Raw genomic sequence first — 14563 nt, forward strand, 5'->3', positions numbered from 1 at the left:
TGTCATGAAAACTTATCTGCGTCCTGCGATCTCGCTGTTCATCCTGATGTCGCTCATCCTCGGCGGCTTGTACCCGGCGGTCATCACACTGGTCGGTCAGGCTTTTTTTCCAACCCAGGCCAACGGCAGCGTCATCGTGCGCGACGGCGTGCCGGTCGGTTCCGAGCTGATCGGCCAGAACTTCACCGAGCCGAAATACTTCTGGGGCCGCCTGTCCAGTTCGGGGACTTTCCCGTATAACGCCGGCGCTTCGGGCGGTAGCAACTTCGGTCCTTTGAATCCTGCTCTGGTTGATGCCGCCAAGGCGCGCGAGGAGGCGTTGCGTGCGGCTGATCCTGGCGCCGGGCGGGAGATTCCGGTGGATTTGCTGACCTCGTCGGGCAGCGGGCTGGATCCGCATATCAGCCCGGCCGCTGCCGCGTACCAGGTGGCGCGGGTGGCGAAGGCGCGGGGTTTGTCGTTGGAGCGGGTGCGCTCGCTGGTCAAGGGGCAGACTGAGGCGCCGCAGTGGGGGTTGTTTGGGGAGCCTCGGGTCAACGTGCTGAAGTTGAATCTGGCGTTGGATGCTGCGGGTGGGGTTTGATTGTTGTCTGTTGTTCCGACTTCGTGTGTGTTGTTGCTGATGCTGTTCTTTCTTCGGACGACCGTGGTTGCCGGGGGCGGCCCGGCAGCCGCTCACTTTCTTTGCTTCGCCAAAGAAAGTAAGCAAAGAAAGGCGACCGCGATTCGCCGCCCCGCTGCGCGGGGTTCCCGTTGGCGCCGCACCTAAATCGGGAAGGGAAACAAACTCGCTGCGCTCAGACAAGTTTCCCTCCTTTATCCGATTTAGGCACGTCACCAACGGCGACTCATAAGCGGAACTTCTTTCTCGGCTCGCTTCGCATTGCCTTGGGTGGCTCGCCTGCGGCATCGTGATTCTCACCTTTAGTCGTGGTCAACTAGGTCGCTCTTCCGACGGTAGCGAAGAACGACGACTTCCACTACATCTCTGTACCCTGGCGATGCGCAGCGAGCCAGTCTCGAATTCCCGCTTGCGAGTAGCCGGTGGCGGCAGGTGCAAATCGGATCAAGAGGGGAAACTTGTCTGAGCGCAGCGAGTTTGTTTCCCCTCCCGATTTGCGCCTGACGACGCCGGGAACCCCGAAGGGGCTACGAACTTGCGGTCGCCTTCTTTTGCTTACTTTTCTTGGCGAAGCAAGAAAAGTGAGTAGCTGCCGGGCTACCCCCGGCTTGGTCGTCCGGAGAAATAAGTACATCAGCAACGTAGAAAGCAGTTGGAACAAAAAACACCAATAAAAAATGCCGCCTGACTTCCACCAGGCGGCATTTTCATTTCAACAATCAACTAAGCACAACTAAACCATCAGAACCCCAACGTACGTCCATCCGGATTACGCGGATCCGAATATCCGTAGAACATGCCATCCTTGATCTGGATGGTCTGTGTGCGTCCCATCGAAGGCTGCACGCTGATCTTCTGGCCCTTGTCCTGCAGGATCTTGATCGTATCGGCGCTGATGCCCTTTTCGATGCGCAACTGGTCCGGCGCCCATTGATGATGGATGCGCGGCGTGATGGTTGCCTCAGCCACGTTCATGTCGTGCTCGATCACGTTCAGGATGGTCTGCATCGTGGTCGTGATGATGCGGCTGCCACCCGGGCTGCCGGTCACCAGGAACGGCTTGCCGTCCTTCAGCACGAAGGTCGGCGACATCGAGCTCAGCGGACGTTTTGCCGGACCGACGGCATTGGCTTCACCGCCCACCAGGCCGAAGGCATTCGGCACGCCCGGCTTGGCCGAGAAGTCGTCCATTTCGTTGTTGAGCGTGATACCGGTGCCGGTGGCAACGATGCCGCTGCCGAAGTTCAGGTTCAGCGTATAGGTCGTGGCGATCAGGTTGCCTTGCTTGTCGGCGACCGAGAAGTGTGTGGTCTGGTCGCTTTCGTAAGGCTGCGGCTTGCCCGGTTTGAGTTCCGCAGATGGTGTGGCGCGGTCAGGATTGATCTTCTTGGCCAGTTCGTCGGCATACGCGCGCGAGGTCAGTCCCTTGACCGGTACCTTGTTGAAATCCGGATCGCCCAGATATTCGGCGCGGTCGGCATACGCCAGCTTCATCGCTTCAGCCATCAGATGAATCGTCTGTGCGCTGTCGGCGCCGTACTGCTTCAGCGGATAGCGTTCCAGGATGTTCATCATCTGGATGATATGGACGCCGCCCGAGCTTGGCGGCGGCATCGACATGACTTGGTAGCCGCGATAATTGCCGACCACCGGCTCACGTTCGACGACTTTGTAGTTCTTCAGGTCGGCGGCGGTGATCAGGCCGTTGTGCTTGTCCATTTCGGCGACAATCTTCTGGCCGATCTCGCCTTCATAGAAGACCGAAGGACCTTTCTTGCCGATCAGCTTGAGCGATTTAGCGAGGTCTTTCTGCACCAGCTTTTCGCCGGCGCGCAGCGGACGGCCATCCTTGAAGAAGATCGCCTTGCTCGAATCCCACTGACCCAGGTGGTCGCGTTCCGCGGCCAGGATCAGCGCCAGGCTCGGGCTGACTTCATAACCTTTTTCCGCCAGTTTGACGGCGGGCGCGATGACGTCGGACAGCTTCATCGTGCCGTATTTTTGCAGCGCATGGGTCAGGCCCGCGACCGTGCCGGGAACGCCGACGGCCAGGTGGGTGTACAGCGAGCGGCCCGGTGCGACGTTGCCCTTGTTGTCCAGGTACATGTCGCGGGTAGCCTTGGCTGGCGCCATTTCGCGGAAGTCCAGCGCGACGTTCTTACCGGTCTTGGCGTCGTGGATCATCATGAAGCCGCCGCCGCCGACGTTGCCGGCATTCGGCAGCACCACAGCCAGCGCGAAGCCGACGGCGACGCCGGCGTCAACTGCGTTGCCGCCGCGTTTCAGGATGTCGAGACCGACTTGCGTCGCCAGTTCCTGCTCGGACGCGACCATGCCGTTCTTGGCCTGCACCGGGCTGATGATGTCGTAGGTCAGGTCATATTTGACTACCGGTGCGGCCGCAGGTGCGGCGGTTTGTGCATGGACGGGCAGAAAGGCGAGGGAAGTGCAGAGCGGCAGCAATGCCATGGAAGCCGGCTTGAGCAAGCCGTTGATTTTCCGCATGGGGATTCTCCTGAGGTTGTCTGTAATTATGGTGATACGCATGCTTTCGCATCAGATGATTGTAGCCTCTGGAAGTTCGATGTCCATAGAAAAATCAAGAAATCCGGGCCTCGGCTCTCAGCTTTCGCGCAGGGCGTCGCGGCGGTTTCATCAATCGCCGGAGCGCTCGGTGTATTGGTGAAATGTGCGATACCGCGAGGCGTCAGGTGCTCTCGCGCACCGCGAGTTCGAAGCCGAGATCAAGCCGCGCCTTTTCCACGGGTTCCCCCTTGAGTTGACGAATCAACATCTCCGCCGCCTTGTAGCCGATGTCGTAGCGCGGCGTGACGATGGTCGTGATCGACGGCGTGGCGCAGGCGGCCCACGACAGGTCGTTGAAGCCGGCGATCGCCATCTGCTGCGGCACCTTGATGCCGCGCCGCTGGCATTCGAACAGGGCGCCCAGCGCGAGGTCGTCGTTGCAGCAGAACACGGCATCGCAGTCGGGCGCAATTTCGAGCACGCGCGCCAGCAATTGCGCACCCATGTCGACCGTGGTCGGCGCCGGCAGCAGCACTTCCACATCCGGATCGAGGCCGGCTTCGCTGAGTCCCTTGCGGAAGCCTTCGCGCCGCTTCATCATGCGCGGATCGAGCTGCGCAGCCAGGAAAGCGGGGCGGCGATAGCCGCGCTCGATCAGATGCCGCGCCGCCGCGTAGCCGGCCTTGGTCTGCGAGAAGCCGACCGACATGTCGCTGTTGCTCTTGCCGAGATCGAACATGCGTACGGCCGGGATATTCGATGCAGCCAGTTGCCGTCGCAGGATGTCGTGCTGGTCCGAACTCGATAGCAGGAAGCCGTCGGGAGCATGCGCGAGGTAAGTCGAGATCAGCCGGCTTTCCTTTTCCTTCGAGTAACCGGTCTCGCCGATCAGGAACTGGTAGCCGGCCTGCGACAGGTAGTCGCGGATGCCGCTCAGGGTCTCGATGAACACCGCGTTGGTCAGCGACGGCACCAGCACGCCGATCACCTGCGAACGCGCAGACGCCAATGTGCTGGCGGCCTGATTGGGTACGTAGCCCAGCTTGCGGATGGCCGCCGCAATGCGGTCGCGCGCCTCCTGCTGGACCAGTTCCGGCGACTTCAGTGCGCGCGACACGGTCATCGGACTGACGCGTGCTTCGGCGGCGACGTCGACAATGGTGACGCGGCCGGTGGCGCGGCTTCCCTTGGCTGCTTTGGCGGGCTTGACTGGCTGGGCGGTTTTTTCGGCAGCGGCGGTTTTACTCATGACGGGACGGAAATTTCGATTGCCGACATCATACCCTCAGCGCCCGGACAACAGCGCATCCGCACACCCGACGCTCATGCTGCGCCGCCGCATCGGCCTTTGCGCCGTGTGCTATCCGTTCAGATATTCATACAAATGATTTGACACATAAATTTTGGTAGCGTTATCATCGCTGCCTATGTTAACGCTAACATTTTGGCGTAAAACAAAAATTCCCTTTCATAAACACTACGCAGATAGTGGGCACGGCAGTTCCGGGGCAATCTCGCAGGCAATCTTATTTGCAATGCGGCGCAAGCACCCGGACGCCTCGTCGAGACAATGTAAAGACTCCAAACGGATGGCAGGCATGGTGTTGACGGCGCGGCAATGCGTTTCCGCCTGCCGCGTGTCGTGCGCGCTATCGACCTGGAGACATCCACATGTTCGGATTGAGTAACGAAGCAAGCCTGTTGTTGAACGCCTTCCTGGCGATTGTGGTACTGATCGTCATGATCACGCGCCTGCGCATCCACCCCTTCATTGCACTGATCATCACGTCGGGTTTCCTCGGCCTGATCTCCGGCATGCCGCTGGCCAAGATCGTCAAATCCTTCCAGGACGGCTTCGGCGGCGTGCTTGGTTTCGTCGGTATCGTATTGGGCCTGGGCACCATGCTCGGCAAGATGATGGCCGAATCCGGCGGCGCCGACCAGATCGCGCAGACGCTGGTGCGCGCCTTCGGCAAGCAGCGCGTGCACTGGGCCATGATGATCGGCGCGTTCCTGGTCGGCATCCCGCTGTTTTTTGAAATCGGCTTCGTGCTGCTGATTCCGCTGGTGTTCATCGTTGCGCGCCGCTCGGGCGTGCCGCTGTTCAAGATCGGCATGCCAATGCTGGCCAGCCTGTCCGTGATGCACGGCCTGGTGCCGCCGCATCCGGGCCCGCTGCTGGCCATCGGCATCTTCGGCGCCGATATCGGCAAGACCATTTTCTACGGCCTTGTCGTCGGCCTGCCGACGGTGATCATCGCCGGCCCGATGTTCGGCGCCTTCATCGCCAAGTATGTTGACATCAAGCCATCGGACGAGCTGATGGAGCAACTGGCGCGCGAGCCGCAAACCAAGGATTTGCCGGGTTTTGCCATCACGCTGATCACGGTGCTGTCGCCGGTGTTCCTGATGCTGCTGAAAACCTTCGTCGACGTCGCCCTGCCGGAAGGCAATGCCGTGCGCGATGTGATGGACTTCATCGGCAACCCGATCGTGGCTTTGCTGGCGGCGCTGCTGCTGTCGCTGTACACTTTTGGCGTGGCGCGCGGTTTCACGCGCCAGCAAGTGTTGAAGTTCGTTGATCAAAGCCTGGCGCCGACTGCGGCGATCGTGCTGATCATCGGCGCCGGCGGCGGCTTCAAGCAGATGCTGGTCAATAGCGGCGTCGGCACCGCCATCGGCCAACTGGCCGTGCATGCGCAGATTTCGCCGTTGCTGCTGGCCTGGTTCGTGGCGGGCGTGATCCGCGTGGCGACCGGTTCGGCCACGGTGGCGACGATCACCGGCGCCGGTATCGTGGCGCCGCTGGTCACGCTGATCCCGGGCACCAACCGCGAGCTGCTGGTGCTGGCGACCGGCGCCGGATCGCTGATCCTGTCGCACGTCAATGATGCCGGCTTCTGGCTGGTCAAGGAATACTTCAACATGAGCGTCGGTGAAACATTCAAGACCTGGACGGCGATGGAAACCATCATCTCGGTGGTGGCGCTCGTGTTCATCATGTTGCTCAATCTGGTCGTGTAACCTGTCCACGATCTTACTGCGAGGCCATGATCCGGCGTCGGGCGGTGCTCGGAATCCTCATGTACTCAAGTACATTCCGGTTCCTGCGCTCCGGCCGCCACCGGCTGATGGCCTCTCGCTACAGATCGTGAACAGGTTAAAGCGAAAGAAATAAAGGAAATACTCATGTCGCATTTCATGCTCGGCGTCGATATCGGCACCACCAGCACCAAGACCGTGGTGTTCACGCTGGACGGCCGGGTGGTGGCCCAGCATGCCGTCGAATATCCGGTGCTGTGCACCGAGCCGGGCATGTCCGAGCAGGATCCGCTGCAGATGTTCGACGCGGTGCTGGGCTCGATCGCCGGCGCCGTCGCGGCCGCCAAGGCTGCGCCGGGCGACATTGAACTGGTTTCCTTCAGCGCCGCCATGCACAGCCTGATCGCGCTCGACGGCGATGACCGCCTGCTCAGCAACAGCATCACCTGGGGCGACATCCGCGCCAGCGTCTGGGCAGAACGCATCAAGAACGAGTTCGACGGCCAGGCCATCTATCGTCGCACCGGCACGCCCATCCATCCGATGTCGCCGCTGTGCAAGCTGATGTGGATGCGCCACGAGAAAGCCGCCGTGTTCAATCAGGCAGCGCGCTTTGTCGGCATCAAGGAATACGTGTTGTTCCGGCTGTTCGGCGAATGGCTGGTGGATTACTCGATCGCCTCCGCGACCGGCATGTTCAATCTCGAACAGCTGGAATGGGACGAAGGTGCGCTGGCCCTGCTGCATGTCGGCAAGCATCAGTTGCCCAAGCCGGTGCCGACTACGCATCAATTGCAGGGACTCGACGCGGCGATTGCCGAACGCCTCGGCCTGCGCGCAGATACGCCGTTCGTGATCGGCGCCAATGACGGCGTGCTGTCCAACCTCGGCGTCAACGCGATTCATCCGGGCCAGGTCGCAGTCACCATCGGCACTTCCGGCGCCATGCGTACGGTGGTCGAGCGTCCGGTCACGGACGCGTCCGGACGCACCTTTTGCTATGCGCTGACGGAGCGGCATTGGGTTGTCGGCGGTCCGGTCAACAACGGCGGCAATGTGTTCCGCTGGGTGCGCGATGAACTCGCCACGGCAGAAGCGGAGCAGGCACGCAAGGATGGCGTTGATCCCTACGACGCCCTGACCCGCATCGCCGAACACATTGCGCCGGGCGCCGAAGGCCTGCTATTCCATCCGTATCTGTCGGGTGAGCGCGCGCCGCTGTGGAATGCCGACCTGCGCGGCTCCTTCTTCGGCCTGGCGCTGCATCATCGCAAGGAACACATGATCCGCGCCGCGCTCGAAGGCGTGATCTTCAATCTCTACTCCATCCTGCCTGCGGTCGAGGACCTGATCGGCCCGACCAGGCGCATGATGGCGACCGGCGGCTTTGCACGCTCGGCCTTGTGGCGCCAGATGATGGCCGATATCTTCAACCGCGAAGTGGTGGTGCCGCAAAGCGTCGAATCGTCCTGCCTCGGCGCCGCTGTGCTCGGCTTGTTTGCACTCGGCAAGGTCAAGTCGCTCGACGTCATTTCCGACATGGTCGGCTCAACCAACCGTCATCTGCCGATCCCCGAAAACGTCGCCATCTACGATCGCCTGCGGCCGATCTTCATGGCGATCCCGCACAAGCTGGCCGACGAATACCGTGCGCTGTCCGCGTTCCAGCGGCGCGACGTCAGGTAGTCTGCCCGCATCGCTCATCCGACCATATATAACCAGCAAGGAGACAGAATGACCGCAACACTACCCGCAGGCCTGCAGAGTTTTTCGCTGAGCGGCCGGCTCGCCCTGATCACCGGTTCCAGCGGCGGCATCGGTCTGGCGCTGGCGCGCGGTCTCGCTGCTGCCGGCGCTTCCATCGTGCTCAACGGCCGTGACGCCGCCAAGCTGGCCGTCGTGGCGGCAAAGCTGCGCGAAGAGGGTTACACGATTCACGAGTCTTCTTTCGACGCGACTTCATCGGCTTCGGTGGAAGCCGCCGTCGCGAAGATCGAAGCCGGCATCGGTCCCATCGACATCCTGTTCAACAACGCCGGCATCCAGCGCCGGGCTCCGCTGGAGGACTTCAAGGAGTCCGACTGGAACGACCTGATCAGCACCAACCTCAACAGCGTCTTCTTCACCGCCAAGGCAGTCGCGCAAGGCATGATCAAGCGCGGCCGAGGCAAGATCATCAACGTCTGTTCGGTGCAGAGCGAGCTCGGTCGTCCCAACATCGCCCCGTACACCGCGACCAAGGGCGCAGTGAAGATGTTCACCAAGGGCATGGCGATCGACTGGGGCAAGTACGGCCTGCAAGTCAACGGCCTCGGGCCGGGCTACTTCAAGACCGAGATGAACATGGCGCTGGTCGCCGATGAAAAATTCTCCGAATGGCTGATCGGCCGTACACCTTCGCGTCGCTGGGGCGACGTCGAGGACCTGGTCGGCGCGGCGGTATTCCTGTCCAGCGATGCATCGAAATTCGTCAACGGCCATATCCTGTACGTCGACGGCGGCGTCACGGCAACCTTATAAGAAAGCAGAGCACACACCATGCAACAAGGTATCGTCATCCACGCGCCGCACGATCTGCGCGTGCAGGAATTGCAAACCGCAGAACTGCAGCCGCATCAACTCAAAGTCAAGGTGAAAGCCGGCGGCATCTGCGGATCCGACCTGCACTATTATCACAACGGCGGCTTCGGCACTGTGCGCATCAAGGAGCCGATGGTGCTCGGCCATGAAGTCTCCGGCGTGATCGCCGAGACCGGCGCCGCCATCAGCGACATCAAGGCCGGTACGCGTATTTCCATCAGTCCGAGCAATCCTTGCGGCCTGTGCAAGTACTGCCAGGAAGGCAAGCACAACCACTGTCTCGACATGCGCTTCTATGGCAGCGCCATGCGCATGCCGCACGTGCAGGGCGCCTTCCGGCAGGAAATCATCATCGAGCGCGCGCAGGCGCATATCGTTGCCGATCACGTCAGCGACGGTGAAGCGGCGATGGCCGAGCCCTTGTCGGTGGCGCTGCATGCAGTGCGCCGCGCCGGCCCGCTGTTCGGCAAGCGCGTGCTGGTTACCGGCTGCGGTCCGATCGGCGCGCTCACCGTGATCGCGGCACGCCGTGCCGGCGCCTTGCAGATCGTCGTCACCGATGTCGCAAAAATGCCATTGGAAAGCGCGTTGAAAGTCGGCGCCGACCAGGCCATCAACGTTGCGCAGGATGCCGAGGCGCTCAAAGCATTCACGCCGGACAAGGGAACGTTCGACGTGCTGTTCGAAGCCAGCGGCAACGAGCAAGCTTTGCGCGGTGCGCTCGACACGCTCCGTCCGGGCGCGGTCATCGTGCAGGTCGGCCTGGGCGGCGACATCAATTTCCCGGCCAACCTGCTGGTCGGCAAAGAGCTTGAGTGGCGCGGCGCATTCCGCTTCCATGAAGAGTTCGCGCTGGCGGTGGAGTTGATGAACCGGAAGCTGGTCGACGTGAAGCCGCTGATTTCGGCGACGTATCCGTTCGAGAAGTCGATAGAGGCATTCGAGGTAGCAGGCGATCGCTCGAAGATGATGAAGGTGCAGTTGAGCTTCGACTGAAGCGGCGTCGCGGATTCCCGGGACAGGACGCGTGGCCCGAGGCACTCAGGCAAGGACGGTGGCAACAGCGCAGAATGGCAGGCGCCGGATAGTCCGGTTCCTGCCATTTTTTACGTGCCTGTTTGCCGATGCTGGTCCGCTTGCCGTAGCTTTCCGCAGTCGCCGCAATGCGCCGCCATTCGGCGATGCTGTTGCGGATGCTTCATCCCGGCAAGGTGGTCAGTCGCTGACCAGCGGCGCAGCAAAGGTTGAATGCACTCTTGCTGCGGGCTCGTCGGCCACGAGATCTTCCGCTCCTTCCCAGGTAATCGGCTGGATACGTTTGCGATTGACGGCCAGGTCGAATATGTCGAAGCGGTTGTAATAGCCGACCACGTCGTGGAACTGCTTGGGTTCGATGCATGCCGACAAATCGAAGCTGGCATAGGCGATGCCTTCGTCGGCTTGCAGTGAATCTCCGATTTGCGTGCCGGTCGGCGTGACGAACTGAGTCACGGCTTTCGGCGTACGTTCCAGCAGGTCAGCCACTGACTTGTCCTCCGCCGTCAGCATGTCGAACGCGTGCCGGTCCAGGGTGCTTCCGCACAGGATGCCGTAGGCCTTGGCTTCAAAGGAATGGGCGCTGGCGCGGATGCGGTTTGCCGCCACGTTGTCGAAGTTCTCTCCGCTGGCCGGTTTCTTGGTCGGCCAGATTGGCGGCCAGCTGGAGATATGGATCTGTTCACCCTGGGCGATGAGCGAGTAACGCGCCAGCGGATTGGTGTTTTCGCCGCAAATTAGTCCGCCGATCTTGCCGATGCGCGTCGCGGCGACTTGCAGCCCGGCGCCGTCGCCGGGAGCCCAGACCATCTTTTCATAGAACGTCGGCACCAGCTTGCGGTGATGATTGAGCAGGCTGCCGTCATCGCCGATCAGGACGTTGGAGTTCCAGATGCAGCCGACGCTGACGGGCGTCGCTTCGCTAAATCCCATCGAGACAAAAACTTTGTGGCGCGCGGCGGTGGCGCGCAATTCCGTCATCTCGGGGCCGTCAATGAGCAGGCTGTTGGCGACCATCTTCTTGAACCACTCGTGGTTGTAGATGGGTGCCCACAGCGCGGCCCAGACCGGAAAGCCGGGAATAAAGGATTCGGGAAAGACGATCAGTTCGGCGCCGTGAGCGGCGGCTTCGCCGATCAGGGACAAGGCTTTTTGCAGTGTCGCTGCGCTGTCCATATACACCGGTGCGACGTGCATCGCGGCGACTTTGACGATAGGGAGATTCATGATGGATCCTTTTGTTGAGCAAAGAACAATGATCTAGTGGGCAACGGCCTGTTCCACGCCGATGCCGGTTTCGCGGCGCACCGCGAGTTCTTCCCAGCGCGCTATCGCACGTTTGTCGGTGATCAGCAGCGAGAAAATGAAGACCAGCAAAAATCCGACCGGAATGGAAATGATGCCGGGATTGCGCAACAAGATCAGCGGGGCCTTCAGTCCCACCAGACTGGTGGCGTCGTCGGCAATGGCTGCTGCCTGTGCGGCAGCGCCGGCTCTGTCACTGCGCAGTTTGTCGCGTGCTTCCGCCGTCACGCCGGAAGAACTTGCCTCTGCCTCGGCAATGCGCAGATCCAATGCGGCAACGGTGGCAAGGGCGGTCGCTTTTTGTTGCAGCGGGTAGGTCATGTTGGGCGACACCAGCACCAGCACGATGGCCAGCGCAGTGCCGCCGATCACGCCTGCCAGCACGCCGGCAGTGCTGCAGCGTTTCCAGTACAGGGTCATCAGCAGCGCCGGCAAGTTGGCGGACGCCGCCACCGCATAGCCGAGCCCGACCAGGTGGGCGACGTTCTGTCCCTTGGCGAGTATCCCGCAGACGACACAGATCACCGCCATCATCAGCGTCGCCACACGGGCGGCACGAACCTGTTCCTGCTCGGTTGCGCGGCCATTGCGAATGGCGCCGACGTAGACATCGTGCGCCAGTGCGGAGGCCGCCGCGAGGGTCAGTCCCGCCACCACTGCCACGATAGTGGCGAACGCCACGGCGGCGACAAACGCCAGCATGAAGTTGCCCGCCAGACTGTCGGCGCCGCCGCCCAGGAATTGAGCCAGCATCGGCGCGGCAAGGTTGCCGCCTTTGTCGAGAACGACGATGGCCTTGGCTCCAATATAGTGGGCCGCGGCAAAACCGATGAACACGATCAGCAGATGGCATACGCCGATGGCCAGCATGGCCCACAGCACCGAACTGCGCGCCGTCTTGGCGTCGGGGACGGTGAAAAAGCGCATCAGGATGTGCGGCATGGCGGCAGTGCCGAGCACCAGTGCCAGTCCCAGCGACAGTTGTTCCAGCGGGTTTTTCAGATACAGGCCCGACTCCAGGAAGCGTTGTCCGGCTTCCTGCATGCCCAGCGCCTGGGAGCCCTTGAGCAGCGTCTCGCTGACATACGATTGCAGCAACTGATTGCGGGTCAGGGACACAAAGAACTCGGATACATTGAATCCGAAGGGCGCCCACGAGAGGATCACCAGCACGAAGCACGAGGAGATCAGCAGGATCGCCTTGATGACTTGCACCGAGGTGGTTGCGCGCATGCCGCCGAACACGACATAGGTCAGCATCAGGACGCCGACCGCCAATACCGAAATTTCGTAGGGGATGCCGATGAGGGCGCGCAGGATGACGGCGCCGCCGACGATCTGCGGCACCATGTAAAAAACCGCCACGATGATGCTGGACACCGCGGCCGCCACCTTGGTGCTGCGAAAACTGTTGCGGTAGGCAAGTACGTCGCCGAGCGTGTAGCGGCCGAGATTGCGGCAGGGCTCCGCCACCAGCAGGAGCACCGGGATGAACGCCACGAAGAAACCGATGAGGTAAGCAATGCCATCGTAGCCATACAGCGCGATCAATCCCGAAACGCCGAGGAAGGCGGCTGCGGAAAGATAGTCGCCGGCAATTGCGAGGCCATTGCGGATGGGGCCGATACCGCCGCCGGCCGTGTAGTAATCGGTCGCGGTGCGGTTGCGTTTGGCAGCCAGGTAAGTGATGAACAGAGTCGCGCCGAAGAAGATCGCGAAGATCGTCATGGTCATTCCCTGGAAATCCTCGCCGACCAGGACCTTGCTCTGAGCGCAGGCGGCCCCGGAGACCAGAAGCAGCGCCATGGCCGGCGCGAGCGCCAGCACGCGTTTGATGTTCAGCAAGGACGTCATGCCAATTCCTTTCGGGGTTGAGGTAACGCTCCCATCCGGGCCACTTCCAGGTCCAGCTTCCGCATGTTGACGGCGTAGATGTAGGCGATCAGGCCGCCGATGGGATATTGCAGCAGGCCGTAAGCCAGGCCGATGTTGACCGCGCCGAACAGCCGGGCGTGGAAGATCGACGGATAAAAGGTCGTGATGGCGGGGATGGAAAAATAGAACAGCGTGCCGACGATGAAGAGCGTCAGCACCACTCTTCTGCGCCGGCGAGAAACCGCATGAAATTGCGGATTGCGATACATGGTCGACCATGTGTCGGACAGATTGTCGCTCTGCATGTAGCCTCCTGAAAGCTTGTGCAAATGGAAGAAGCCAAACCGGTGTGTGCCTGCACGTCGTCGGGTTGTTGCGGCGACATCGGAGGACTCACTTGGCGAACGAAGGTTAGCAGGCCGTTTTGGGGAAGAAAACTGGCGATTGCGCAATCGTCATTGCAATTTTGCAATGGGTATTTTTTACTATTTCGGTGCGTAAATTGCTGCGAATGCACATTTATCGTGCTTGATATGGGGATTGATGTGGGAGATTTCTGCTGCGATATACTGGTTATCCGGCGTGTTGCCGGATAACCCATTGCGAAATTGCAGATGACCACCAGAATCCCCAATTGGAATGACTTGCGTATCTTCCTCGAGGTGGCGCGCGCCGGGACGCTGTCCGGCGCCGCCGCCAAACTGCGCGTGGATCACTCCACCATCAGCCGGCGTATTGCTCAGCTGGAGGCGATTCTCAATGCGCCGGTATTTGAACGCGACCACCAGGGCTTCCACATCACGGTGAAGGGACGTGAGCTGCTGGAGCATGTCGAAGCCATGGAATCCGGCGCGCTGGCAATCGCCGAATCCTTGTCCGGCACCTCGCGCATCCCTTCCGGGCCGGTGCGCATCGCGACCATGGAGGGCATCGCCTCACTTTATTTGTCGCGGCAATTCGTCAGCTTCAAGGAGCGCTATCCGCTGATTCAGATTGAACTCGTCACTTCCACCCAACTGGTCCATGTGAGCCAGCGCGAAGCGGATGTTTTCCTGAGTTTCTTTCCCTCCGAAGGCAAGGGGCTGGAGGTGGAGCCGGTGGGGGCATTTCCACTCCATTTGTATGCCTCCGAAAGTTACCTGGCCCGCCACGGCGTGCCGGGCTCGGTCGGCGAACTTCGGGATCATCAGTTCGTGTCGTATGTCGACGACCTGATTCAACTCAATACGGTGCGCTGGCTGGAAGAAGCCATCAAGAATCCGCCGGTGGTGTTTCATTCATCGAGCATGATTGCCCAATTGTTTGCCGCAGCCGAGGGCGGCGGCATCGTCATGCTGCCGGCGTTTTCCAATGCGGAGCGATTCGGTTTGCGCGCGCTGCTGGTAGACCAGATCGACGTGAAACGCACCATCTGGATGACGGTGCATCGCGAGCGCTGTTTCATGCCGCGTATCAAAGCGGTTCAGCAATTCATCAAAGACATCCTGGCGCGCGATTTTCCTCTGCCGCCGGGGATCCGGAGCAACTGAACGCGCAAAAAAAAGCGCCCCTCGCAGGGAGGGGCGCTTGGCTGCATCG

The 14563-nt window shown here is 61.1% G+C and carries 11 protein-coding genes and 1 other RNA gene; 7 read left to right on the plus strand and 5 right to left on the minus strand.

Annotated features, from left to right (window positions below; translation table 11 throughout):
- The first annotated feature begins 4 nt into the window (after positions 1 to 4).
- The gene (kdpC, locus tag F506_RS05305; protein WP_053195665.1) at positions 5 to 583 is read left to right on the plus strand and encodes a potassium-transporting ATPase subunit KdpC; all 579 of its coding nucleotides are present in this window, start codon (positions 5 to 7) and stop codon (positions 581 to 583) included.
- 780 nt (positions 584 to 1363) lie between these two features.
- Here kdpC and ggt read toward each other — a convergent pair.
- Both ggt and gntR read right to left on the minus strand, forming a co-directional pair.
- Complete coding sequence (gene ggt / locus F506_RS05310; protein WP_053195666.1) at positions 1364 to 3127, minus strand: gamma-glutamyltransferase; 1764 nt, start codon at positions 3125 to 3127, stop codon at positions 1364 to 1366.
- Positions 3128 to 3329: 202 nt separating this feature from the next.
- Positions 3330 to 4397 (minus strand): HTH-type transcriptional regulator GntR, encoded by a 1068-nt coding sequence (gntR, locus tag F506_RS05315; protein WP_053195667.1) that lies wholly within the window; start codon positions 4395 to 4397, stop codon positions 3330 to 3332.
- Positions 4398 to 4819: 422 nt separating this feature from the next.
- On the opposite strand from gntR, the gene F506_RS05320 reads away from it, so the two are divergent.
- The 5 genes from F506_RS05320 to F506_RS05335 all read left to right on the plus strand — a co-directional run bounded on the left by F506_RS05320 (position 4820) and on the right by F506_RS05335 (position 9766).
- On the plus strand, positions 4820 to 6172 hold the full coding sequence (locus tag F506_RS05320) for a GntP family permease (RefSeq protein WP_053195668.1): 1353 nt from the start codon (positions 4820 to 4822) through the stop codon (positions 6170 to 6172).
- Positions 6173 to 6231: 59 nt separating this feature from the next.
- A non-coding RNA gene (locus F506_RS22580) (sX9 sRNA) lies at positions 6232 to 6306 on the plus strand.
- 31 nt (positions 6307 to 6337) lie between these two features.
- The gene (gene gntK / locus F506_RS05325) at positions 6338 to 7876 is read left to right on the plus strand and encodes a gluconokinase (RefSeq protein ID WP_053195669.1); all 1539 of its coding nucleotides are present in this window, start codon (positions 6338 to 6340) and stop codon (positions 7874 to 7876) included.
- 48 nt (positions 7877 to 7924) lie between these two features.
- The gene (locus tag F506_RS05330) at positions 7925 to 8710 is read left to right on the plus strand and encodes an SDR family NAD(P)-dependent oxidoreductase (RefSeq protein ID WP_053195670.1); all 786 of its coding nucleotides are present in this window, start codon (positions 7925 to 7927) and stop codon (positions 8708 to 8710) included.
- Positions 8711 to 8728: 18 nt separating this feature from the next.
- A complete protein-coding gene (locus F506_RS05335) occupies positions 8729 to 9766 on the plus strand; it encodes an L-idonate 5-dehydrogenase (protein WP_053195671.1) in 1038 nt (345 codons plus the stop codon).
- A gap of 219 nt (positions 9767 to 9985) precedes the next feature.
- On the opposite strand, the gene F506_RS05340 is transcribed toward F506_RS05335, so the two are convergent.
- From F506_RS05340 to F506_RS05350, 3 genes are read right to left on the minus strand one after another with little or no spacing between them, the layout of a single operon-like run.
- The gene (locus tag F506_RS05340; RefSeq protein WP_053195672.1) at positions 9986 to 11032 is read right to left on the minus strand and encodes a carbon-nitrogen hydrolase family protein; all 1047 of its coding nucleotides are present in this window, start codon (positions 11030 to 11032) and stop codon (positions 9986 to 9988) included.
- A 33-nt stretch (positions 11033 to 11065) separates the two neighbouring features.
- Complete coding sequence (locus tag F506_RS05345; protein WP_053195673.1) at positions 11066 to 12964, minus strand: solute symporter family protein; 1899 nt, start codon at positions 12962 to 12964, stop codon at positions 11066 to 11068.
- Positions 12961 to 13290, minus strand: a complete 330-nt coding sequence (locus F506_RS05350) for a DUF485 domain-containing protein (protein ID WP_053195674.1) — start codon at positions 13288 to 13290, stop codon at positions 12961 to 12963. The genes F506_RS05345 and F506_RS05350 overlap by 4 nt, the downstream gene beginning before the upstream one ends.
- Positions 13291 to 13599: 309 nt before the next feature.
- On the opposite strand from F506_RS05350, the gene F506_RS05355 reads away from it, so the two are divergent.
- On the plus strand, positions 13600 to 14514 hold the full coding sequence (locus F506_RS05355) for a LysR family transcriptional regulator (protein WP_053195675.1): 915 nt from the start codon (positions 13600 to 13602) through the stop codon (positions 14512 to 14514).
- Positions 14515 to 14563 lie beyond the last annotated feature (49 nt).

Source organism: Herbaspirillum hiltneri N3 (genome assembly GCF_001267925.1).
GTDB classification, from domain to species: domain Bacteria; phylum Pseudomonadota; class Gammaproteobacteria; order Burkholderiales; family Burkholderiaceae_D; genus Herbaspirillum; species Herbaspirillum hiltneri.